This window comes from Pseudomonas sp. GW821-FHT05D12, from assembly GCF_059419825.1.
Genome location: NZ_JBWKSN010000009.1, coordinates 46,706 through 70,479 on the forward strand (window position 1 = coordinate 46,706; position 23,774 = coordinate 70,479).

The 23,774-nt window shown below is 65.1% G+C and carries 12 protein-coding genes; 4 read left to right on the forward strand and 8 right to left on the reverse strand.

What is annotated here, in order from left to right:
- Window positions 1-46: 46 nt before the first annotated feature.
- From AC07SI_RS17870 to AC07SI_RS17885, 4 genes are all read right to left on the reverse strand, one after another.
- Window positions 47-1,459 (reverse strand): aspartate aminotransferase family protein, encoded by a 1,413-nt coding sequence (locus AC07SI_RS17870; protein ID WP_495006207.1) that lies wholly within the window; start codon window positions 1,457-1,459, stop codon window positions 47-49.
- Window positions 1,460-1,621: 162 nt separating this feature from the next.
- Complete coding sequence (locus AC07SI_RS17875) at window positions 1,622-2,389, reverse strand: N-acetylmuramoyl-L-alanine amidase (protein ID WP_106803053.1); 768 nt, start codon at window positions 2,387-2,389, stop codon at window positions 1,622-1,624.
- Between the two features lie 122 nt (window positions 2,390-2,511).
- Window positions 2,512-3,834, reverse strand: a complete 1,323-nt coding sequence (locus AC07SI_RS17880; RefSeq protein ID WP_065903466.1) for an ATP-binding protein — start codon at window positions 3,832-3,834, stop codon at window positions 2,512-2,514.
- Window positions 3,831-4,511 carry a response regulator gene (locus AC07SI_RS17885; protein ID WP_065903475.1) on the reverse strand — a complete coding sequence of 227 codons (681 nt, stop codon included), beginning with the start codon at window positions 4,509-4,511 and terminating at the stop codon, window positions 3,831-3,833. The genes AC07SI_RS17880 and AC07SI_RS17885 overlap by 4 nt, the downstream gene beginning before the upstream one ends.
- 176 nt (window positions 4,512-4,687) lie before the next feature.
- Between AC07SI_RS17885 and dsbD the strand changes: the two genes are divergently transcribed.
- Genes dsbD through dsbG form a run of 3 tightly spaced genes read left to right on the forward strand, consistent with a single transcriptional unit; the run spans window position 4,688 to window position 8,018 of the window.
- Window positions 4,688-6,415, forward strand: a complete 1,728-nt coding sequence (dsbD, locus tag AC07SI_RS17890; RefSeq protein ID WP_495006208.1) for a protein-disulfide reductase DsbD — start codon at window positions 4,688-4,690, stop codon at window positions 6,413-6,415.
- Entirely contained in the window at window positions 6,415-7,266 is an 852-nt protein-coding gene (locus AC07SI_RS17895; RefSeq protein ID WP_065903485.1) for a prolipoprotein diacylglyceryl transferase family protein, read from the forward strand. Before dsbD ends, AC07SI_RS17895 begins: the two co-directional genes overlap by 1 nt.
- Complete coding sequence (dsbG, locus tag AC07SI_RS17900; RefSeq protein ID WP_065903488.1) at window positions 7,242-8,018, forward strand: thiol:disulfide interchange protein DsbG; 777 nt, start codon at window positions 7,242-7,244, stop codon at window positions 8,016-8,018. The genes AC07SI_RS17895 and dsbG overlap by 25 nt, the downstream gene beginning before the upstream one ends.
- A gap of 87 nt (window positions 8,019-8,105) precedes the next feature.
- Here dsbG and AC07SI_RS17905 read toward each other — a convergent pair whose 3' ends face one another.
- Both AC07SI_RS17905 and AC07SI_RS17910 read right to left on the reverse strand, forming a co-directional pair.
- Window positions 8,106-21,002, reverse strand: a complete 12,897-nt coding sequence (locus tag AC07SI_RS17905) for a non-ribosomal peptide synthetase (protein WP_495006209.1) — start codon at window positions 21,000-21,002, stop codon at window positions 8,106-8,108.
- Between the two features lie 51 nt (window positions 21,003-21,053).
- Window positions 21,054-21,806 carry a thioesterase II family protein gene (locus AC07SI_RS17910; RefSeq protein ID WP_065903494.1) on the reverse strand — a complete coding sequence of 251 codons (753 nt, stop codon included), beginning with the start codon at window positions 21,804-21,806 and terminating at the stop codon, window positions 21,054-21,056.
- Between the two features lie 302 nt (window positions 21,807-22,108).
- Between AC07SI_RS17910 and AC07SI_RS17915 the strand changes: the two genes are divergently transcribed.
- Window positions 22,109-22,660, forward strand: coding sequence for an RNA polymerase factor sigma-70 (locus AC07SI_RS17915; RefSeq protein WP_065903497.1), 552 nt, complete (start codon window positions 22,109-22,111; stop codon window positions 22,658-22,660).
- Here the strand turns inward: AC07SI_RS17915 and AC07SI_RS17920 are convergent.
- Both AC07SI_RS17920 and AC07SI_RS17925 read right to left on the reverse strand, forming a co-directional pair.
- Window positions 22,657-22,896 (reverse strand): hypothetical protein, encoded by a 240-nt coding sequence (locus tag AC07SI_RS17920; RefSeq protein WP_162946122.1) that lies wholly within the window; start codon window positions 22,894-22,896, stop codon window positions 22,657-22,659. The two genes, AC07SI_RS17915 and AC07SI_RS17920, sit on opposite strands and share 4 nt — an antisense overlap.
- Before the next feature lie 68 nt (window positions 22,897-22,964).
- A complete protein-coding gene (locus tag AC07SI_RS17925) occupies window positions 22,965-23,753 on the reverse strand; it encodes a substrate-binding periplasmic protein (protein ID WP_083221366.1) in 789 nt (262 codons plus the stop codon).
- Between the last annotated feature and the right edge of the window lie 21 nt (window positions 23,754-23,774).

Sequence of the window (23,774 nt, forward strand, 5' to 3'; positions counted from 1 at the left end):
ACGCGCAGCGCTGATATCTGTAGAAACGTACCAAAGCGTAAAAAAATTAGAGGCTGGCCACCGCTGCGGCCAGGGCGCGCCCGAAGATCTCGGCCACTCGGTCGACTTCGGCGGCGGTGATCACCAGCGGCGGCAGGAAGCGCACCACGCTGCCATGCCGGCCGCCGAGTTCCAGGATCAGGCCGCGCTTGAGGCATTCACGCTGCACCAGCGGCGCCAATTGGCGATGCACCGGTGGATGGCCCTGGATATCCAGGGTGCCCTCGGGGTCGACCAACTCCACGCCGAGCATCAACCCACGCCCGCGAATGTCGCCAAGGTGCGGGAATTCACGCTGCAGGATTCTCAGGTGTTCACCGAGGCGTTCGCCCATGGCGGCCGCGTGGCCAGCCAGGTCGTATTCCTTGAGGTAGCGCATCACCGCCGAGCCCGCCGCCATGGCCATCTGATTGCCACGGAAGGTCCCGGCATGCGCACCCGGCAACCAGGTGTCGAGCCAGTCGCGATACACCACCACCGCCAACGGCAGGCTGCCGCCGATGGCCTTGGACATCACCACTACATCAGGAATGATGCCGGCGTGTTCAAAGGCAAACATCTTGCCGGTACGGCCAAAACCGCTCTGGATTTCATCCACGATCAACGCCACGCCGGCCTGCTCGGTGATCCGTCGCAAACCGCGCAGCCAGTCGAGATCGGCCGGGATCACGCCGCCCTCGCCCTGCACCACCTCGACGATCACCGCCGCCGGCAGCAACACCCCGGCTTCCGGGTCATTGAGCAGGTTCTCCAGGTAATGCAGGTTGACCCGCACACCCTCGGCGCCGCCGAGCCCGAACGGGCAACGGTAGTCGTAGGGGTACGGCAGGAATTGCACGCCATTGCCGAGCAAGGCGCCCAAGGGTTTCTTCGGCCCCAGGCTGCCCATCAGGCTCAACGCGCCCTGGCTCATGCCGTGGTAGCCGCCCTGGAACGACAACACCGTGCTGCGCCCCGTGGCGGTGCGCACCAGCTTCAACGCGGCTTCCACAGCGTCGGTGCCGGTCGGGCCGCAGAACTGGATCTTGGCTTCGCGCGCCAGCGCAGTCGGCAACAAGCCGAACAGATCCTGCACGAACTGGTCCTTGACCGGCGTGGTCAGGTCCAGGGTGTGCAGGGGCAGTTCGTCACTGAGCACCTGCTGGATGGCTTCGATCACCACCGGGTGGTTATGCCCCAGCGCCAGGGTGCCGGCGCCGGCCAGGCAGTCGATGAAGCTGCGGCCTTCCACGTCTTCCACGTAGATACCCTTGGCGCGCTTGAGCGCCAGGGGAATGCGCCGCGGGTAACTGCGCGCGTTGGATTCCTGCTGGCGCTGTCGAGCCAGCAGCGGGGTTTCGTCGAACTGGTAGAGCGTTTCCGCGGGCGCCGGGCTGGCATGCACCGGGGCATCTTCGATACGGCTGATAGCGACTGACATCTCTCGATCCCTCAATACACTGATGATGGTGACCAAACTGCCGATCCGTTGGCGTCTGGCCCAAGGGCATGCGCACGGATTTCCTGTTCTGGAAACGCACCAGCGAGAAGAGGATTTAGGGGACAGTGACGGTTAACGGATGGATGAGCCTCGCGCCCGGCGTCACAACCCGAGGTATTTTTCGTTCAGCGCATACAAAATCGCGCAGGTCTCCGCGTCCAGGCACCCGCCGTAATCCCGCGGGCGAAAGTGCATCTGGAAGGCGCGCGTGCGCCGCTCGAACATCTGGCGATTCTGCGCCGGTTTATAGCCATAGCGCTGGAACGCCCGCTCCACCTCCACTTCAGGCGGCAACCCCAGGCGAAACCGGCGCTGGTACATGGCCCGCGTCGACTCGTCAAACCACGCGCCCACTCCCGCCTCGAACAACGTGCGCCACGGCAGGCGCGGCCCCGGGTCACTCTTGCGCCAATAGGCCACGTCCGAGTGCCCCAGCACGTCTGCCGGGCCGATCTGCGGATGGCGCCCCAGGATGTCGCGCATCAGGGCGATGAGCACCTCCACCTGCGCCTGGCCGTACGCGGGAAAGGTAAACACCCCGCCATCGTCGCGCGCCAGGTTGACGATCTCGATGCCGATCGCCCGGCTGTTGAGGTTGTCACGCCCGCCCCAATGGCTGGCCCCGGCATGCCACGCACGCAGGTCCTCGCCCACCAGGCGAAAGACGCGCAACTCTTCATACCCGGCGGCGCGGTAGCCGGGCTCATCGGGGTCGGGCAGCAGATAGTGAGCGCTGACCCCGTTCTGCGTCAGGGTCCGCAAGGACGACGCGAAAGGCGCCGCGGTGTAGTGCAGGACCACCTGGCGCACGGGCTCGCCGCTGCGTTCGTTGAAGTCCCGGGCAGGGAAACTGGTATCGATGACCAACATAAGAACTGTCCTTTTCAGTACAGGCCGAGTCTTTCGGCCCGTTCAAGCGCAAAAAAATTACCGCCATCCTGAAGGGTTGATCTTCAGCAGGGCGGTAACTATTTGGCACATGAGAAAACGGATCAGCGTCGCAACGGCATGCCCAGGTCGACGCGCAGGCCATCTGCCTGGCTGTCGAATGTCAATGAACAGGAACACCGCTGCACGATGGCCTGCACGATCGCCAGGCCCAGGCCACAGCCTTCGCTGTTGCCATTGCGCCAGAAGCGTTGGGTAAGGTACTGCAGGTCCTCGGCGGAAATCTGCGTGCCGTGGTCACGCACGCGGAACACCACCTGATCGCCAGCGTTGAACACATTCAGCTCCACCCGGGTGTCGGCCGGGGTGTGGCGCAAGGCGTTGTCCAGCAGGTTGCGCAGGGCCGCGACGGCCAGGCCCACCGGCATTTCCACCGGAGCGCTGGTGAGGGTGTCTGCCAGGACCAGGTCGATGCGCTGGTTGTCGCCGGCGTTCGCATCCTCGATCGCCAGCCGCGCGACTTCCTCGGCGCTGGACTGCAAGCCGTCGTCGAATGACAGGCTGCCCTCCACCCGCGCCAGTAGCAGCAATTGCTCCAGGGTCCGGTGCAGGCGGTCGGCGCCTTCCTCGGCGTGGGCCAGCGACTGGTCGCGCGCCGCGCCCTCGGTCATGCGTGCGACTTGCAGGTGGGTCTTGATCGCGGTCAGTGGGCTACGCAACTCGTGGGCCGCATCGCCGGTCAGGCGGCGTTCGCGCTCGATGGTCTTGGCGATGCGCTGCAGCAGTTGGTTCTGCGTATCGAGCAGCGGCTTGAGCTCGCTGGGCAACGGGTGAATCTGCAGCGGCTCGAGGGAATCGGCGCTGCGGCGCATCAGCGCGTCACGCATGCGATTGAGCGGCAACAGGCTCTGGCCAATGCCCAGCCACAACAGGCACAGGCAACCCAGCATCGCCACGCCGACCGGCACCGAGGCAGCCAGCAGGATCGACAGGTTCAGCGCCTCGCGCTCCACCTGGCGGTCGGCCGTGGTGATCAGCAGGTCGCCACGCGACAGGGTAAAACTGCGCCAGCCCACACCGTCGACCACCTGGTCGCGGAAGCCGCTCTTGCGCGACTCCAGGCCCTCTTCCGGGGTGGTATGGCTGCGCGCGAGGATTTCGCCGCGCAGGGAGCTGACCTGGCAGGCCATGCCGCCCGGCACATGCAGTTGTTCGGCGCTGAAATGCGCGCCGCCGCTGACACTCGCCAGCCCCGGCATTTGCTCGGTCAGCCCCGCTACCATGCGCGCGGACGCCACCAGGCGCTGGTCGAGGGAAAACATCATCTGGTTGCGCAGGTCGTTGAGCATCCAGGCCGCTGCCAGGGCCCAGATAAGCACAAAAGCGGCGCCCAACTTGAAGGTCAGGCGCAGGCGCAGGCTTTTCACGACACGTCCTCTCCCCCGTCCGCCGGCCCGAGGCGGTAGCCCAGGCCACGCACGGTTTCGACGATGCCATTGCCCAATTTGCGCCGCAGGTGGTGGATATGCACGTTGAGGGCGTTGCTTTCCAGTTCGTCGTTGAAGCCGTAGACGCTGTCCTTGAGCTGCTCGCTGGACAGCACCCGGCCCTTGTTATGCAGCAGGGCCTGCAGCAGCGCCTGCTCGCGGCGCGACAGGTCGACCGGCTGGCCGCCGAGGAAGGTCTCGCGGCTGCTGGGGTCGTAGGCCAGGCGGCCGTGCTCGATCAGGTTGACGCTGCGCCCCGCCACGCGCCGCAGCAGGGTCTGCAGGCGGGCGGCGAGTTCACGCAGGTCGAATGGCTTGAGCAAATAGTCGTCGGCCCCGGCTTGCAGGCCGTCGACACGATTGGTTACCGAATCTCGCGCGGTGAGGATCAGCACCGGGATTTCGAGGCCCTGGCTGCGCTGCTGCTGCAACAGCTTGAGGCCATCTTCGTCGGGCAGGCCGAGGTCGAGCACCATGATGTCGAACGTGGCCGCCTTGAGCATCGCCCGCGCCGCCGCCGCCGTGGCCACGTGCTCGACGGTAAAGCCCTGGGCGCCAAGGCCGGCGACGATGCCGCTGGCGATCAGCTTGTCGTCTTCACAGACCAGTACGTGCATGGTGAACCCTTCATGAAAGATGGGGAGGATTAAAGGTGTCGCGGATTAAGCGCCGATTATGCCGTGAAAAGAGGCGCGCTCAGTCATCTCCTTCACTTTAGAATAGCGCCCGGTTAATCATCGGTTAATCAACGCCACACATTGTGTGCCTACTTGCATCGAACTAAGGCTTGACCATGCGGCATCTGTTTACCTTTCTGCTGGTGTTGTTCGCGGGATTCGCCCAGGCCGCGCCGGGCAACCCGTTCGAGACCAAACCCGACTTCCTGCCGGTGGGCAAGGCGTTCACCTTTACCTCCGAGCGCCTGGAATCCGGTGAGACCCAGCTTTACTGGCAGATTGCCGACGGGTACTACCTGTACAAGCAGCGCATGAAATTCGATGGCCTGGCCGAACAGCCAGTGCTGCCGCAGGGCGAGGCCCATAGCGATGAGTTCTTCGGCGAGCAGGAGGTGTATCGCCAGGGCCTTGAAGTGAAGATCCCCGCCGGCGCCACCGGCCAGGTCAAGCTCGGCTGGCAAGGCTGCGCCGATGCCGGCCTGTGCTACCCGCCGCAATCGATCACTGTAGACCTGGGCGGCAACCCCGCCGTTGCCGCTACCGCCGAGGCGCAGGATCAGAGCCTGGCCAGCGGCCTGCAGCAACGCAGCCTGGGTTGGAGCCTGCTGGTGTTCTTTGGCCTCGGGCTGCTGCTCGCGTTTGCCCCCTGTTCGTTACCGATGCTGCCGATCCTCGCCGGCCTGGTGGTGGGCAGTGGCGCCAGCCCGCGTCGTGGCTTTGCCCTGGCCAGCAGCTATGTGGTGTGCATGGCGCTGGTGTATGCCGCGCTCGGCGTGTTGGCCGCCTTGCTCGGCGCCAACCTTGGCGCACTGCTGCAAACACCGTGGATCCTCGGCAGTTTCGCCGCGCTGTTCGTGATCCTCGCGCTGCCGATGTTCGGCTTCTTCGAACTGCAACTGCCGGCCTTCCTGCGTGACCGCCTCGACAACGTCAGCCGCCAGCAAAGCGGTGGCAGCCTGCTGGGCGCCGGGGTTCTAGGCGCGCTGTCGGGCCTGTTGGTGGGGCCGTGCATGACCGCGCCCCTGGCCGGCGCCCTGCTGTACATCGCCCAGAGCGGCAATGCCGTGCACGGGGGCTTGATCCTGTTCGCCATGGGCATCGGCATCGGCATTCCGCTGTTGCTGCTGGTGACCGTGGGCAACCGCTTCCTGCCCAAGCCGGGCACCTGGATGAACGTGCTCAAGGGCGTCTTCGGCTTCCTGTTCCTGGGCACCGCGGTGCTGATGATTCGCCCGGTGGTCGACGACAGCCTGTGGATCGGCCTGTGGGGCGCACTGGCCTTGGTGATGGCTTACTGCGGCTGGACCCTTGCCCGCGAGTACGGCCTGGCCGCCAAGGTGTTCGGTGCCGGTTCGCTGGTGCTCGGCCTGTGGGGCGCGGTGCTGGTGGTGGGCGCAGCCGGTGGCAGCGATGACCTGTTCCAGCCATTGAAGGTCTACAGCGGTTCGCGAGTCGCCACCGCAACGGACGCCCACGACGCCTTCATGACCATCAAGGATCCAGCCGTGCTGCAAAGCCAGCTCGACAGCGCCAAGGCCCAGGGCCAATGGGTGCTGGTGGACTACTACGCCGACTGGTGCGTGTCATGCAAGGTCATGGAAAAACAGGTGTTCGGCAAACCCGAGGTCATGGCCGCCCTGAAGGATGTCCGCCTGCTGCGCCTGGATGTCACCGCCGACAACGCCGCCAGCCGTGCGCTGCTCGGCCGCTACAAGGTGCCGGGGCCGCCGAGCTTTGTCTGGATCGGCCCCGACGGTGAGGAGCGCCGTGCCCAACGCATCACTGGCGAAGTGGACGCCGCCGCTTTCCTGCAACGCTGGACCCAGACCCGGGACGCCCTCTGATGCTGACCCTAACCATCGGCACCTTCGCCATCGCCCTGAATCACATCCTGTTGATCGGCGCGCTGATTCTCGCCACCCTGGTGGGTTGGCGCGTGGCCAAGCGTGGCGGTGAAAACCCGGAATCGGTGCTGTTCAGCCTGTTCCTGCTGGGCATGCTGGTGGCCCGCATCAGCTTTGTGCTGATGTACTGGAGTGACTACAGCAACGACTGGCTGCAGATGGTCGACCTGCGCGACGGCGGTTTCCTCGCCTGGCCTGGCGTGGTCGCACTGGTGCTCGGCGCACTGGCCTACGGCTGGCGTCGCCCGGCCCTGCGCAAGCCGCTGAGCGCCGGGGTGATCACCGGCCTGCTTTTCTGGGGCATGGCCACCCTGTCCCTGAGCCTGTACGACAAAGGCACGCAACTGCCGGACATCACCCTGCGCAATGCCAACGGCGAGGTGGTGCAACTGGCCGACTACAAGGGCGGCCCGCTGGTGATCAACCTGTGGGCCACCTGGTGCCCACCGTGCCGGCGGGAGATGCCGGTGCTGGAACGCGCGCAACACCAACGCCCGGACGTGACCTTCCTGTTCGTCAACCAGGCTGAAAGCATGCAGAGCGTCAGCACCTTCCTCGCTACCCAGGGCCTGACCCTCGACAACGTACTCTTCGACGCCAGCGGCCGCCTCGGCCAGGCCGTGGGCTCCATGGCGCTGCCGACCACGTTGTTCTACCGGGCCGACGGGCGCCTGATCAACAGCCACCTGGGCGAGTTGTCCCAGGCCAGCCTGGCCCGTGCCATGGAACCCTTCGACACCGAACCTGCCGCCATAAGGAAACCGACATGCCCCGCCTCCGCCACCTGCTGACCCTGCTGCCGCTGACCTTCCTGTCACTCAGCGCGACAGCCACCCTGGCCCAGGCCGAAGACTGGCCGGCACCGATCAAGCAGATCGAGGCCAAGGGCGCCAAGATCCTCGGCAAGTTCGATGCGCCCAGCGGCCTCACCGGCTACGCCGCGCAATACCAGAATCGCGGCATGGCGCTGTACCTGACCGCCGACGGCAAGAGCGTAATCGCCGGCAACCTGTACGACGCCCAAGGCAATGACCTGAGCAGCGCGCCCCTGGAAAAACTGGTGTACGCGCCGATGGCCAAGGCAGTCTGGGCCAAGATGGAAAACAGCAGCTGGATCCAGGACGGCGACAAAAACGCGCCGCGCACCGTCTACCTGTTCAGCGACCCCAACTGTCCTTACTGCAACATGTTCTGGGAACAGGCGCGGCCATGGGTGAAAGCCGGCAAGGTGCAGTTGCGCCACATCATGGTCGGCATCATCCGCGAAGACAGCCCAGGCAAATCCGCCGCACTGTTCGCCGCCAAGGACCCGCAAAAAGCCCTGGAAGAACACGAGGCCGCCGGCAAAGCCAGCAAGTTGCAGGCGCTGGCCAAGATCCCGGCGACTATCGAAGCCAAGCTCGATGCCAACATGAAGTTGATGGATGAGCTGGAACTGTCGGCAACGCCGGCGATTTTCTACCTGGATGACAAGGGCCAATTGCAGCAACAGCAAGGGGCGCCGTCGCCGGAGAAGTTGGTGAAGATTTTGGGGCCAAAGTAAGCAGCGCCTGGCCTGACCTCATCGCCGGCAAGCCAACTCCCGTGGGAGCCAGCTTGCCGGCGCTGAGGCCCTGGCAGACCACAAATATCAAAGCCCCTCCAGCTCCGCCATCAAATCACTCAACCGATCCACTTTCTCCGCGCTGATCTCGTTCGCCGCCAGCCCATCAATGTACTCGGCCAACTCCGCCACCGTGCTGCACTCGAACATGGCTCGCAGTGGTACATCGCGTTGCAGAGACTTCTGCACGCGCGAGGCAATCTGCGTGGCCAGCAACGAGTGGCCGCCCAGCTCGAAGAAGTTGTCCTGCACGCCCACCCGCTCGACTTTCAGTACCTCGGCCCAGATGGCGGCCAGGGTGGTCTCCAGTGCGTTGCGTGGCGCCAGGTAGTCCTGGCTGTGCAACTGGCCGATTTCGAGTGCCGGCAGGGCCTTGCGGTCGAGCTTGCCGTTGGCGTTGAGCGGCAGGCGCTCGAGCCATAACCAGTGCAACGGCACCATGTATTCCGGCAGTTCGGCGCGCAGGCGTTGCTTGATGCGGTCCAGGCGTTCGCTTGAACTCAGCGCTTCATCGGCCGCCACCAGGTAGCCGACCAGATGCTTGCCGTTGACGCCTTCCTGCACGCCCACGGCGGCATCACGCACGTACGGCTGCTCGTGCAGGCGCGCTTCGATTTCACCCAGTTCGATGCGGTAACCGCGAATCTTCACCTGATGGTCGATACGCCCGACGTATTCCAGCACGCCATCACTGCGCCGACGCGCGAGGTCGCCGGTGCGGTACAGGCGCTCGCCCGGCGCGCCGAACGGGTTCGGCACAAACACCTGGGCGGTGCGCAGCGGATCGCTGACATATCCGCGGCCCACACCGGTACCGGCCACGCACAGCTCGCCGACTGCACCTCGCGGCACCAACTCCAGCGCGCCATCGAGCAGGTACAGGCGGTTGTTGTCGGTCGGTGTACCGATCGGCAGGTAAGTGCCACGGGTCGACGCCACATCGACGCGGAAGAACGCCACATCGTCCGAGCACTCCGCCGGCCCGTAGGCGTTTACCAGGCCAATCTGCGGGTATCGCTGCAGCCACTGGTGCGCGAGTTCCGGCGGCATCGCTTCGCCGGTCGGCAGCATCCAGCGCAGGCCGTCCAGGCTCATGCGCTCCTGGGCCAGCATGCCCTGGATCAGCGACGGCACGCTTTCCAGCACGGTAATGCCCTGGGCGTGTACATGCGCCAGCAAGCCTTGCGGATCGTGGGCAATGGTGTTCGGCACGATGTCCACCCGCGCGCCGAACAGCGGCGCGGCAAGGAACTGCCACACGGAAATATCGAAGCTTTGCGAGGCGGTCTGGGCGATCACATCCGCCGGCCCGAGGTCCAGGTACGGCACCTTGCTCAACTGGTTGTTGAGCATGCCGCGCTGCTCGACCATCACCCCTTTGGGCAGGCCGGTGGAGCCCGAGGTGTAGATCACATAGGCGAGGTTGTCCGCTGCGCTGTAGATGCCGGGATTGGCACCACGGCCAGGCACTTCTTCCCACACCAGCAGTTGGCAATCAAAACCCTGCAGCAGTTCGATGGCCTGCTCGCGGCACGCCTCGGTGCACACCAGCAACGGCGTGCGGCTCAGGTCGATGATGCGGCTCAGGCGCTGGCTGGGCAGCCCCGGGTCCAGCGGCAGGTAACCGGCGCCGGCCTTGAAGCTGCCGATGATCATGCCCAGCAGGTCCAGGTTGCGCTCAGCCAGCAACGCCACCGGTTGATCCAGGCCCACACCCGCCGCGATCAACGCGTGGCCGAGGCCGTTACTGCGCCGGTTCAACTCGTCATAGGTCCACTGCTGGTCGAGGCAGCTGGCGGCAATCCGCTGCGGATGCGCGGCCACCTGCGCCTCGAACAACTCGATGTAGCTGCTCTCCAGTGGATAGGCGTGTTCGCTCTGGTTGCAGCCGTCTACCAGGAACTCGCGCTCCTGCTCGCCGATCAGCGGCAGGTCGGCCATGTCGCCATGGAAGCCCTGCACCAGCGCCAGCAGCAGGCGCTTGAATTCGCCGAGCATGCCTTGCACGGTGGTTTCGTCGAAATAACGCTGGTCGTAGGACAGGTGCAAACCGAGGTCATCCCCCGGATAACACACCGCCGTCAGCGGGAAGTTGGTGTGGGTGCGGCCGGAGTCCGAGGTGGCATTCAAGCTTTGCGCACGGTCCAGCACCGAGACTTCCACCGGAGCGTTTTCGAACACGAACAGGCTGTCGAACAGCGGTTGGCCCTTGGGCAGCTCACTGTGTTCCTGAATAGTCACCAGCGGCAGGTATTCGTACTCGCGCAGCTGCATATTGCTGTCGAGCAGGCCGCTCAACCACTCGCGCACGCTGCAACGCTGGTGGTCCTCGGGCAGCTTCACACGCAGCGCGATGCTGTTGATAAACAGGCCCACGGTGCGTTGCATCTCGGGCATTTCCACCGGGCGCCCGGCCACGGTGACGCCGAACAGCACGTCGCGGTCGCCGCTCAGGCGCCGCAGCACCAACGCCCAGGCTGCCTGGGCGAAGGTGTTGACGGTGAGCTGATGGGCCTGGGCCAATTCGCGCAACTGCGCGCCGTCGCGGGCATCGAGGCGGGTGTAGCAGTCGCCCACCACCATGCCGCCACTGTGACCGGCATGTTCACGCAGGAACGGCCGGTCGCTCGGGATCGGCGTGGTGCGCTCGAACCCCTGCAGGTTCTGCTGCCACCACTGGCGCGCTGCGTTCAGGTTCTGGCGTTGCAGCCAGGCGATGTAGTCGCGATAACGCGGCGGCGTGGCCAGTTGCGCCTCGCGGCCTTCGCCGAGGGCCGTGTAGAGCTCAAAGAAGTCATTCATCAGCAGCGAACGGCACCAGGCATCGATGAGGATGTGGTGGTTGCTCATCATGAACCAGTAGCGCGCTTCGCCGACACGGATCAGGCGCAGGTGGAACGGCGCCTGGTTGAGCAGATCGAAACCGGCTTCGCGCTCCTGCTTGAGCAACGCCTGCAGACGCGGCTCCTGCTCGCTCTCCGGGTCGGCGCTCCAGTCCAGATACTCGATTGGCGTGCTGCCGGGTTTGTGGATCACTTGCAGCATGTCTTCGCCGACATTCCAGCAGAACGACGCGCGCAACGCTTCGTGACGGGCAATCACCGCCTGCCAGGCCTGGGCGAAACGCTCGGGGTCCAGCGCGCTGTTGATGCGGTAGCGGTCCTGCATGTAGTAGAGGCCGGTGCCGGGTTCCAGCAGCGTGTGCAGCAGCAGGCCCTCCTGCATCGGGGTCAGCGGGTAGACGTCTTCGATGGCAGTGGCCGGCACGGGCAACGCGTCCAGTTGCGCCTGGGTCAGGTGGGCCAGCGGGAAATCGGACGGGGTCGGCCCGCCCACGCTGTCCTCAAGGCAATGCGCAACCAGGCTTTGCAGTTCGGCCAGGTAGGCATCGGCCAGCGCCTGGAGGGTCTGCGGGTCGTGGCGTTCACGGCTGAAGGTCCAGCGCAGCACCAGTTCACCGCCGTAGACCTGGCTGTCCACGCTCAGCTCATTGGGCAGCGGCGCGTCCGGGTCATGGGCCACGCCGGCGGACTCGTCCAGCGGATGGAACAGCGCATCGGCGCCGAAGCTCTGGTCGAACTGGCCGAGGTAGTTGAAGGTGATCGCGGCACTCGGCAACGCGGCCATGCTGCGCTTGCACAGATCATCCGCCAGGTAGCGCAGCACGCCATAGCCGAGGCCCTTGTGCGGCACGCCGCGCAGTTGCTCCTTGATCGCCTTGATCGAGTCGCCCTGCCCGGCTTGTGGGGTCAGGCGCAATGGATAGGCACTGGTGAACCAGCCGACGCTGCGGGTCAGGTCGATGTCGTCGAACAGCGCTTCGCGACCATGCCCTTCGAGTTGGATCAGTGCCGAAGCGTGGCCACTCCAGCGGCACACCACGCGGGCCAGGGCCGTCAGCAGCAGGTCGTTGACCTGGGTGCGGTACGCGCTCGGCGCTTGTTGCAGCAGTTGGCGGGTGCGTTCGGCATCCAGGCGCACGCTGACGGTGTCGGCATCGCGGTGGCGCAGCGACCCTTGCGGGCGAGCGACCGGCAACGCCACCGCTGGGCCCGCCAACTGGTCCTGCCACACGCTCAACTCTTCGCGCAGCGACTCGCTGCCGGCATACGCCTGCAGGCGCGCGGCCCAGTCACGCAAGGCACTGGTCTTGGCCGGCAGGTTGACGGATTGGCCGTCGCTCAGTTGCCGGTAAACGGTCTGCAAGTCTTCCAGCAACACGCGCCACGACACGCCGTCCACCACCAAGTGATGGATCGCGAGCAAAAGACGTTGCTGGCCTTGCGGACCATCCACCAACAAGGCCCGCAGCAGCGGCCCGTGTTCGAGGTCGAGGCTGCGTTGGGTGTCGGTGAACAGCGCGGTGCACTGCGCCATATCACGCACTTTCGCTTGCATCAGCACGCCGCCCTCGGGCACGGCCAGGTGTTGGGCGTGCCACTGCGCATCGCGCGGGGTGAAACTCAGGCGCAGGGCGTCGTGGTGTTCGAGCACTGCCAGCAGCGCCTGCTCGAGGCGATGAGGTTCCAGCAGTTGCAACGGTTTGAGCAGCAAGGCCTGGTTCCAGTGTTGCCGGTTGGGAATGTCCGTATCGAAGAACCAGTGCTGGATCGGTGTCAGGCCCGAGGGCCCCGTGAGCACGCCCTGCTCGGCGATGACCTGCTCGGAGCGCGTGGCGACGGCGGCCAGGGTTTGCACGGTCTGGTGCTGGAACAGGTCACGCGGGCTGAAGTGAATCCCGGCCTGCCGCGCGCGGCTGACCACCTGGATCGACAGGATCGAATCGCCGCCCAGTTCAAAGAAGTTATCGTCCAGGCCCACCTGTTGCACGTTCAACACCGCGCACCAGATGGCGGCCAGGGTCTGTTCCAGCTCGTTGCGCGGCGCCACGTACTGTTGGCGGTTGGCCTCGGGGTCGGGTTGCGGCAAGGCGCGGCGGTCGAGTTTGCCATTGGCGGTCAGCGGCATGCTGTCCAGCACGATCAGGTGCGCGGGCACCATGTAGTCCGGCAACTGCGCCTTGAGGTGCGCCTTCAGCGCGTCACGCAAGGTGCCCTGGTCGGCGTCGCTGACCAGGTACGCCACCAGTTGCTTGCCGCTCGGCGAATCCAGCGCCAGCACCACCGCTTCGCGCACGGCTTCGTGTTCCAGCAGGCGGGTTTCGATCTCGCCCAGCTCGATGCGGAAACCACGAATCTTCACTTGATGGTCGATGCGCCCGAGGTACTCCACCAGGCCATCGGCGCGTTGCCGAACCAGGTCGCCGGTGCGATACAGACGCCCACCGTTGGCCGCGAATGGATCCGCGACAAACCGCTCGGCGGTCATGCCTGGACGCTCGTGATACCCCTGGGCGAGGCCGGCACCGCCGACGTACAACTCGCCGGTCGCACCCTGTGGCACCAACGCCAGGTCGGCGTCGAGAATGTAGGCCACGCGGTCACCGATAATGCTGCCGATCGGCACGCTGGCCGCGCCCTCCTCCACGTGCTGCGGCGCCAGGCTGGCGAGCGGCATCACCACGGTTTCGGTCGGGCCATAGGCGTTGAAAAACACGTCGGGCTGGAACGCTGCGCGGATGCGCTGCAGGTGCTCGCCAGTAAGGGCCTCGCCACCGGTGATGCACATGCGCACCGGCAGCGTCTGGTGTTGGGTCGCCAGCCATTGCGCCAACTGGCTGCCATAACTCGGGGTGAAACCGAGGATGTTGATGCGATGGGTGCGGATCAGCGCGCAGATTTCCTCCGCATCCCACTGGCCCTGGGCACGCAACACCACCTGCGCGCCGCTGAGCAGCGGCACCAGCAGGCGCTCGGTGGCGGCGTCGAAGTTGATCGAATAGAAGTGCAGCTCGCAGTCATCCGGGCGCATGCCGAAGCGCTCGATCACCGCCTGGCAGTGCATGGCGATTTCACCGTGGGCGACCACCACGCCTTTCGGCTTGCCGGTGGAGCCGGAGGTGTAGATCAGGTACGCCTGGTGCTGCGCCAGACTAATGAACGGCAGCTCGACGGCCGGGTAATTCGCCAGCACCGGCAAGTCATCTTCCAGGCACCAGCAGGCCACGGTGGCCGGCAATTCGCCGAGGGCTGCGAACATCGCCGCATCGCTGAGCAGCAGGCCGATGCCACTGTCTTCGATCATGTAGTGCAGGCGGTCGAGCGGGTATTCCGGGTCGAGCGGCACATAGGCGCCGCCCGCCTTGAGGATTGCCAGCAGGCCGATGACCATTTCCAGCGAACGCGGCAACGCCAGGCCGACCCGCACCTGCGGGCCGACGCCGCGCTCGCGCAGCATCCAGGCCAGGCGATTGGCGCGGGCGTCGAGTTCGGCATAGGTGAGGGTCACGCCGGCAAAGGTCAGCGCCGGGGCATCCGCACGCTTGGCCGCCTGTAGGCTGAACAGTTGATGAATGCACTGGTCGAGGCGATGTTCACCGACCTCGACGCCCAGGCTGTCCTGCAAGGCTCGTTGCTCAACCGAGGTCAGCAACGGCAGCTCGCTGAGGCGCTGCGCGGGATTTGCGATCAGGGCTTCAAGCAGGTTGCGCCAATGTTCGGCCATGCGCGCAATGCGCGGTTCATCGAACAGGTCGGTGCTGTAGGTCAGGCAGCAACCCAGGCGATGGTCGAGGTCGGTGACTTCCAGGTTGAGGTCGAACTTGGTCGCGCGGGCATCGTTGGCCAGGTACTCGACAGTCATGCCGGCGAGTTGGCGGCTCTGCTGGAACTCCCAGCGCTGCACGTTGCACATCACCTGGAACAGCGGGTTGTAGGCTGCGCTGCGGGGCGGTTGCAGGGCTTCGACCAGATGATCGAACGGCAGGTCCTGGTGGGACTGCCCTTCGATCACGGTGTGGCGCACCTGCTCGAACAGCTCAGCGACATTCATCTGCCCATTGAGCTGGCAGCGCAGCACCTGGGTGTTGAGGAACGCACCGATCAGGCCTTCGCTTTCCGGGCGAATCCGGTTGGCCACCGGGGCGCCGATGCGCAGGTCGGTCTGGCCGCTGTAGCGGTAGAGCAACACGGCCAGGGTCGCGGTCATGGTCATGAACAGCGTCAGGCCGCGTTCGGCGTTGAACGCGCGCACGCGGGCAGCCAAGTCATCACTCAGGTCGAAGCGGTAGAGCTCGCCCTGATGACTTTGCACCGGTGGCCGCGGACGATCACCGGGCAGTTCCAGCAGCGGGTGTTCGCTGCCCAACTGCGCCGTCCAGTAGTCCAGTTGGCGCTGGCGTTCGCCGCTTTCCAGCCACTGGCGTTGCCACACGCTGTAGTCCAGGTACTGCACCGGCAACGGCGGCAGCGGCGACAGGCGTTCATCGATAAACGCTTCGTACAGGGCGCTGAGTTCACGGGCAAAGATGTCCATGGCCCAGCCTTCGGTGACGATGTGGTGCAGGGTCAGCACCAGGTAGTGCTCCTGATCGCCCGCCTTGACCAGGCACGCGCGCAGCAACGGCCCGGTCTCCAGGTTGAACGGCGTATGGGCCTCCTGATCGGCACGTTGCTGCAGGCGCTGCTGGCGCTCGGTTGCGTCCAGCGCCGAGAGATCCTGCCAGTCCATACCCAGGCCGGTCTGCGCCGAGACTTTCTGATAGGCCACGCCATCGACACTCGGGAAGGTCGTGCGCAGGGTTTCGTGGCGCATGACCAAGGCCTGCAACGCCGCCTCGAATCGCCCCACATCCAGCACGCCACGCAGGCGCGCCATGCCGCCGACGTTATAGGCCGGGCTGTCCGGTTCCATCTGCCACAGGAACCACATGCGCTGCTGGGAATAGGACAGCGGCACCTTCTGGCTGCGGTCGACCTGGGCAATTGCGGTCTGCTGGTTGCGCTGGCCGGAGGCCTGGATCAGCGCCACTTGCTCGGCAAAAGCGCCCAACTCGCTGGCTTCGAACAACGTGCGCAACGGCAACTCGACGTCGCAGGCCTGGCGGGTGCGGGAGATGATTTGCGTGGCCAGCAACGAATGGCCGCCGAGGGCGAAAAAGTCATCGCGCAGACCCAGGCGCGGCACGCCGAGCACTTCGCGCCAGATCGCCGCGATCTGTTGCTGCAACGCGGTTTCGGGCTCGATATGTTCGCGGGTTTGCCACACCGGTGCCGGCAAGGCACGGCGGTCGAGCTTGCCACTGGGGCTCAGGGGCATGGCGTCCAGGCGCATCAACAGCGCGGGCACCATGTACTCCGGCAGTTCGGCGGCCAGCGCGGCCTTGACGTCCTGTTCATCCAGCGCGGTGCTGGCGGTGTAGTAACCGATCAACTGCGCGTCGCGCACCAGCACCACGGCCTGGGCGATACCGTCCAGGGCCAGCAGGCGCGCTTCGATCTCTTCGGGCTCCACACGGAAGCCGCGCAGCTTGACCTGCTGATCAAGGCGGCCCAGGTATTCGAGCACGCCGTCGGCGCTCCAGCGCGCGCGGTCACCGGTGCGATACAAGCGTGCGCCGCCCTCGCCCAGCGGATCGGCGACAAACCGTTCAGCGGTCAACCCGGCGCGTCCGAGATACCCGCGTGCCAGGCCGATGCCGCCGATGCACAGCTCACCCGGCACACCGGCCGGCAACGGATTGAGCTGCTCGTCCAGCACGCGGCAGATCACATTGCCCAGCGGCCGGCCAATCGGCGAGCGCTCGCCGTCTGCGGCCGTGCACTGCCAGTGGGTGACGTTGATCGCGGTCTCGGTCGGGCCATAGCGGTTGTGCAACTGCACTGCCGGCAACTGTGCCAACACACGGTTGCGCAACTCGGCGGGCAAGGCTTCGCCGCCGGAAAACAGGCGACGCAGGCTGGTGCATTCGACCGCCAGCGGCTCATCGATAAACAGCTGCAACAGCGGCGGCACAAAGTGCAACGTGGTTACCCCGTACTCCTGCACCAATTGCGCAATGCGATGCGGGTCGCGATGCTCACCGGGGCCGGCCAGTACCAGGCGGCACCCGGTGATCAGCGGCCAAAAGCACTCCCACACCGACACGTCGAAACTGATCGGCGCCTTCTGCATCAGCACATCGGTGTCATTGAGTTGGTAAGTCGCCTGCATCCACTGCAAGCGCTCGGCCAGGGCCGCATGGGTATTGCCCACGCCCTTGGGCTGGCCGGTGGAGCCGGAGGTGTAGATCACGTAGGCGAGGTTATCGCCCTCCAGGTGCAGGCCCGGTGGCTGGGTCGGCCAGCTGTCCAGGTGCAGGCTGTCCATGGCAATCACGCACACGCCGGGCGCAGCCGGCACGCGGTCCAGCAATGCGGTCTGGGTCAGCAGCAGGTGTACGCCGCTGTCCTTGAGCATGTAGGCCAGGCGGTCGGCGGGGTAGTCAGGGTCCAGCGGCACGTAGGCACCGCCAGCCTTGATGATCGCCAGCAGGCCGATCAACAGCTGCGGCGAACGCTCGGCGGCGATGGCCACGCACACATCGGGGCCGACACCTTTGTCGCGCAGGTAGTGGGCCAGGCGGTTCGCCTGGGTGTGCAGCTGGGCGAAGGTCAGGCTAGCGTCCTGCCAGACCAGCGCGGTGCGGTCCGAGGTCTGCTGGTTGAGCAACTCGGGCAGCCACTGCCGGGCCGGCGCACACGGTGCCGTGCTCCACGCGGGCTGTTCGTCCTGCAGCCTCAACGGCAGGTCGCCGAGGGTTTGCTGCGGCTGCTCGCAGACCGCTTGCAGCAGCTGGATAAAGTGCTCGGCCAGGCGCTGGAGGGTCGCGTGTTCGAACAGTTCATCGGCGTAATCGAAGGACAGGCTCAAGCGCCCGTTACGGTCTTCTTCACTGTGCAGTTGCAGGTCGAACTTGGCTTCGCGGCTGTGCCACGGCAGCTCCTCGGCGAGCATGCCGGGCAGGCGGCGCAAGGCGCTCAAGTCGCGTTGCTGGTGGTTGAACATGACCTGGAACAGACCTTGTTCGCGCGCCTGCGGAAAGGCTTCCAGCAGTTGTTCGAATGGCAAGTCCTGATGCGCTTGCGCGCCTAATACCGTCTCGCGGGTCGAGGCCAGCAGTTGGCTGAAGGGCAGGCGCCCGTCCAACTCGGCGCGCAGCACCAGGGTGTTGATGAAGAAGCCGATCAGGCCTTGGGTTTCCTGGCGCGGACGGTTGGCATTCGGCACGCCAATGCGGATATCGCGCTGGCCGCTGTAGCGGTAGAGCAGGCTCTGGAACGCCGCGAGCAACACCATGAACGGCGTGGATTGATTGGCCTGGGCGGTCTGGCGAATCGCTGCGCTGAGGCCGGCGCTCAAACGCACACTGTGGCGCGAAGCGCTGTAGCGTTGCTGCGCCGAACGTGGGCGATCGGTGGCCAGGCTCAGGGGCGGATGCTCCTCGCCCAGCTGCGCTTTCCAGTACGCCAGTTGCCGCTGGCCTTCGCCCTGGGCCAGCCATTGGCGCTGCCAGCTGCCGTAGTCGGCGTACTGCAGGGTCAGTGGCGGCAATGTCAGGGCCTGGCCCTGGCTGGCGGCGGCGTACAGGCGCGAGAACTCGTCGAGCAGAATATTCAGCGACCAACCGTCGGCGATGATGTGGTGAAGGGTGACCAGCAATTGGTGATCTTCATCGTCCAGGCGCACCAGGGTTACCCACAGCAACGGGCCTTTTTCCAGGTCGAACTGGGTGCGGGCTTCGTCCTCGCGGATCTGTTGCGCGCGAGCCTCACGCTCGGCGGCAGGCAGGTCACTGAGGTCGATGACTTGCAGCTCGAAATCGGCGTGAGCAGCCACGCGCTGGAAAGCCTGGCCATCGCGTTCGTAGAAACGCGTGCGCAAGGCCTCATGGCGCTGGATCAGTTGCTGGAAGCTCACGCGCACCGCGTCTGCGTCCAACTCGCCCCGCAGGCGCAAGCCACCGGGGATGGTGTAGGCGCTGCTCTGCGGGTCCAGTTGCCAGGTGATCCACAGGCGGTTCTGTGCCAGCGATTGCGGCAGTTCGTCCTGGCGCGACAAGGCAGCAATCGCGCCTTGGGCCAGGCCACCGTCCTGTTGCAGTTGCGCCACGCTCGCGGCGAACGCCGACAGCGTCGGCGTCTCGAACAGCAGGCGCAGGTTCAGTTCCAGGCCAAGGGTTTCGCGCAGCCGCGCGACCACCTGGGTGGCGGTGATGGAGTTGCCGCCGAGCAGGAAGAAATGGTCATCGGCGGCCACGCTCGGCACCTGCAATTGCTCGCACCAGATCGCTGCGATCCGGCTTTGCAGCTCGGATTCCAACGCCGCATCGCTTGCCTGCACGTGCAGGTCGGGGAACTGCGCATAGCTGTCGAGGCTGCCATCGGCGTGACGCAACGCACACGCGGCACGCTGCACTTTGCCGCTGGAGGTCTTGGGCAAGGCGCCGGGGTTGAGCAACACCACCACGCTCGGCGCTTGCTGACAGGCCTCCGCCACCGCTTGGCGGATCGCCTTGATCAGCGCGTCGGGCGGCAGGATTTTCTGCACGCTGCGGCTGATTTCCGCGGCGATGCCGATCCCTTCCAGGCCCTGGTCATTCACCGCGAACGCCGCAACGCGGCCCTTGCGCACCACCTCGACTTCGCGCTCGATGGTCTGCTCGATATCCTGGGGATACAGGTTCTGGCCACGCACGATCAGCAGGTCTTTGAGGCGCCCGGTGATGTACACCTCGCCGTCTCGGATAAAGCCCAGGTCACCGGTGCGCAGCCACGTACGGCCCGCGTGCTGGACGAAAGTCCTCGCGGTGGCCTCGGGGTTGCGCCAGTAGCCATGGGCGATGCTCGGCCCGGTGGCCCAGAGTTCGCCGACGCAGTTGTCGGCCAGTTCACTCAAGGTCTGTGGGTCGGCGATCAGCACCGCGTGGTCCGGCTGGCTGGTGCCGCAACTCATGATTGCACTGCCCTGCCCAGGCTCAGCGCGATTGGCAGCCAGGGCCTGCTCGTCGACACGCAGCACCGGGATGCCCTGGCCACGGCGGCCACCGGCGACAAACAGGGTGGCCTCGGCCAGCCCGTAGGAGGCAAAGAAATTGTTCGGGGTGAAACCGCAGCTCGCGAACTTCTCGGCGAAGCGTTCCAGGGTGTCGAGGCGAATCGGCTCGGAGCCGGAATAGGCCACGCGCCAGCGGCTCAAGTCCAGGCGTTCCAGCGCGGATTCACTGACCCGCTCGCTGCACAGGCGGTAGGCGAAATCCGGTCCGCCGCTGATGGTGCCGCCGTATTCGCTGATCGCTTCCAGCCAGCGCAACGGCCGGCCGAGGAAATACGCCGGCGCCATCAACACGCACGGCACGCCACTGAAGATCGGTTGCAGCAGGCCGCCGATCAGGCCCATGTCGTGGTACAGCGGCAGCCAGCTGACGATCACGTCGTCGGGGTTCAGGTCGATACCGAAGCCACGGCGGATCAGCACTTCATTGGCCACCAGGTTGCCGTGGCTGACTTGCACGCCCTTGGGCAGCGCCGTGGAACCGGAAGTGTATTGCAGGAAGGCAATGTCGTCGGACTGCAGCTCAGGCGCCAGCCAACGCTCGGCGACGCCGGCATCGAGGGTGTCGACACTCAGCACCGGCGGCGCGTTGTCGATCTGGGCCAGGCCATCGCCGAGGCTGGCGATGGTCAGCAGCAGGCGCGGTTCGGCATCGGCGATAATCGACAGCAGGCGCTCCTGATGGTGACGGCGCGTGGACTCCGGCGGATAGGCCGGCACCGCGATCACCCCGGCGTACAGACACCCAAAGAACGCTGCGACGTAGTCCGGGCCGCTGGGGAACAGCAACACTGCGCGATCGCCCAGCGTCGCCTTGGCCTGCAAGGCGGCGGCGATGGTCCGAGCGCGCTGGTCCAGGTCACGGTAACTGAGCACCACGCTGTGCTCGGCCGACTCGGCGAGGAAGCGCAGGGCCACCTGGTCCGGGGTCTGCGCAGCACGACGTTGAAGGGACTCGACCAGGTTACGGGGAAGTTCGAAGGCGTCCATCATGGGGTTCCTGCCTGAAATCGGCTTACGGGAAATTCGGGAAGTGGGGAGCTGTCAGCCGGCGGCCAGTTGCCGCGCCGCGCCATTGCGCCAGCGGGCCAGGTGTTCATCGGCGTAACGGCGCACGCAGCGCAATACGGCGCTTTCGTGCTGCACAAGGAAGAAGTGGTGACCGTCGAACATGTCGAGGGAAAAGCCGCTGGCGGCATCGAGTTGCCAGTCGAGCAACTGGTCGGCGCGCACGCTGTCCTGCTTGCCGCCGAACACATGGATCGGCATATCCAGCGGCGTGCGCTGGCCATAGATGAAGCTGCCGCACAGCAGGAAATCGGCGCGCAGGATCGGCAGCATCAACTGCATCAACTCGGGGTTGGCCAGGGCTTCTTCGGCGGTGCCTTGCAGCTCGCGCAGGCGGGCAATCAACTGCTCATCGGTTTTCTCGATGGCGTATTCGCTGACATCCCGGCGCGCCGGCCCGGCGGTGCCGGAGGCAAACAACGCAAGCGGCGCGGGCACACCGCGGGCCTTCAAGGCATGCGCCAGTTCGAACGCCAGCAGGCCGCCGAGGCTGTGGCCGAACAAGGCGTAGGGGCCGCTCAAGTCGCGGCTGATTTCTTCCGCGAGCTGCGCCGCCAGGGCCTTGATATCGCGCTGCAGGGGCTCGTCCATGCGCATGCCACGCCCGGGCAATTCCAGCGGGCACACGTGCAGCCATTCCGGCAGGGCTCGGCGCCAACGCGCGTAGACCATGGCGCTGGCACCCGAATAGGGCAGGCAAAACAGGCGCAGTCGCGTCGGCGCAGTCATCGGCCAACGACTCCAAACTGAAACACGCTGTATGCACGATAGAAACCCATTTCGTCCTCCTGCGGGGGCTGATCCTTGGCCGTTTTACTAACGGACCTGTCACCCAGAAGAACGGACGGCACCGGCAAATAATTAGTCGCCGGGGGCGAGCGCGACGTGGTTCACATCTAACAAGAAAGCATAAGATTAGTTCGTCTTCTCATTTGACAATCATTATCATTAAGCATAATTTGTTGCCCGATGTGTAGGAGGCCTCAGCAAGGACGCCCTCCCCTAACCTCTTTTGCGACAAGGTGATTTCCATGACGGAACCAGTAACCACAGGCAGGTGCGACTCACCACTTCTCCAGGCTTTCGTCGACAATCGACTGATATTGGTGAAGATCGCGGCACGCATTACCGGCTGCCGCTCGCGGGCCGAAGACGTAGTGCAGGACGCCTACTTCCGGCTGCAATCCGCGCCGACGATCACCTCGTCGTTCAAGGCCCAGTTGAGCTATCTGTTCCAGATCGTGCGCAACCTGGCAATCGATCACTACCGCAAGCAGGCCCTGGAGCTCAAATACTCCGGGACGGAAGAGGAAGGCTTGAATGTGGTTATTCACGGCGCTTCACCGGAAACCTCGCACATCAACTTCAATACCCTGGAAAACATCGCCGACGCCCTGACGGAGCTGCCGCAGCGCACCCGCTACGCGTTCGAGATGTACCGCCTGCACGGCGTGCCGCAAAAGGACATCGCCAAGGAACTCGGCGTCTCGCCGACCCTGGTGAACTTCATGATCCGCGACGCGCTGGTGCATTGCCGCAAGGTCTCGGGCAACCACAGCGATACGTTTGCACGCCGGGTCTAAACGTTGATGCGGGAAGGGCCGGACCGTTGCGCGCCAAGAATCAGCAGCGCCGCGCGTTTATGGGCAAAGTCGAATTCTCGCTGGCAATGGGGGCAACGATTCTGCGCGGAGCCTGCCGCCCCTTCTGCACACTGCGCATCCAGGTAGAAGTAATGCACCATCGCCGCCAACCGCGCATCGAAACGCCGCAGGACTTCACCGTGGGAAAGGTCGCAAAGATCAGTGGGATGTGACATGAAGGGCACTCGCAAACATCGTCAACCGTTGGTTGAGATGACGTGAGCAGCGCTAGGAAATTTAACCGTCAGGGCGTCGGCATGACGTCAATGCGATAGGGTTCGAAAATCTTCAGCAGCTCGCCGCTGTCACGCAGGCGCTTGAGCAAGGCGGAAAAGGCTGCGCCGGTGATCGGCGCCTTGGGGCGCAGCAAGGCGTAGTGGTGGTAGACCTGGTCGATGCGCTCCGAAACCAGGAACTGCCCGGCCATGTCCGCATTGCGCACCAGGAAATCACTCAGGTAGGAACGCGTGACCAGCGCAATATCCGCACGCCCGCGCACCACCATCAGCAGGTTGCTGTCATGGGAATACGTCAACGTGGCGTTGAACTGCTCGGCCAGGTATTTGGGGTCGGGGTTGAAATGCGCGAAGGCGTAGTGATAGCCGCTGAACACCGCCAGGCGTTTGCCGGTGAGGTCGGTGAAATAGTCCTGGCCGCGATCGAGCTGCCGCTGGGCGACGAAGATTTCCGCGTCTTCCAGGCCCATGTCCACGCTGGTGTGAGGAATTTTCTGCCAGCCCCAGTCGGGGTTTTCGAAAATGGCCATGTCGATACGGCCCTGCTCGAAATCACGAAAACGTCGCGGGATGGAGGTGGGCACCAGTACGAACTGGTAGTCGGCCTGTGAAGCATTGAGCGCTTCGACCAACTGCGGCAGCAGCCCGGTATCGGCGCCCTGCTCGGGGCGCACGGTGTAGGGTGGAAAGTGCGCGGCGCCGATCCGTACCAATTGCGCAGCCGAAGCCGGCATCCACCACGCGGTGCCCAGTGCCCAAAAAGTAAGTCCTGCAGCCAGCCGCCATGGCGAAAACATCAAGGCACACACCGTTCACTA

Excerpts from the sequence above, each read along its gene's own strand:
- AC07SI_RS17870 (WP_495006207.1), bottom strand. The coding sequence starts at position 1,459 with ATGTCAGTCGCTATCAGCCGTATCGAAGATGCCCCGGTGCATGCCAGC.
- AC07SI_RS17920 (WP_162946122.1), bottom strand. The coding sequence starts at position 22,896 with ATGTCACATCCCACTGATCTTTGCGACCTTTCCCACGGTGAAGTCCTG.
- AC07SI_RS17875 (WP_106803053.1), bottom strand. The coding sequence starts at position 2,389 with ATGTTGGTCATCGATACCAGTTTCCCTGCCCGGGACTTCAACGAACGC.
- AC07SI_RS17915 (WP_065903497.1), top strand. The coding sequence starts at position 22,109 with ATGACGGAACCAGTAACCACAGGCAGGTGCGACTCACCACTTCTCCAG.
- dsbG (WP_065903488.1), top strand. The coding sequence starts at position 7,242 with ATGCCCCGCCTCCGCCACCTGCTGACCCTGCTGCCGCTGACCTTCCTG.
- AC07SI_RS17885 (WP_065903475.1), bottom strand. The coding sequence starts at position 4,511 with ATGCACGTACTGGTCTGTGAAGACGACAAGCTGATCGCCAGCGGCATC.
- AC07SI_RS17925 (WP_083221366.1), bottom strand. The coding sequence starts at position 23,753 with ATGTTTTCGCCATGGCGGCTGGCTGCAGGACTTACTTTTTGGGCACTG.
- AC07SI_RS17910 (WP_065903494.1), bottom strand. The coding sequence starts at position 21,806 with ATGACTGCGCCGACGCGACTGCGCCTGTTTTGCCTGCCCTATTCGGGT.
- AC07SI_RS17895 (WP_065903485.1), top strand. The coding sequence starts at position 6,415 with ATGCTGACCCTAACCATCGGCACCTTCGCCATCGCCCTGAATCACATC.
- dsbD (WP_495006208.1), top strand. The coding sequence starts at position 4,688 with ATGCGGCATCTGTTTACCTTTCTGCTGGTGTTGTTCGCGGGATTCGCC.
- AC07SI_RS17905 (WP_495006209.1), bottom strand. The coding sequence starts at position 21,002 with ATGATGGACGCCTTCGAACTTCCCCGTAACCTGGTCGAGTCCCTTCAA.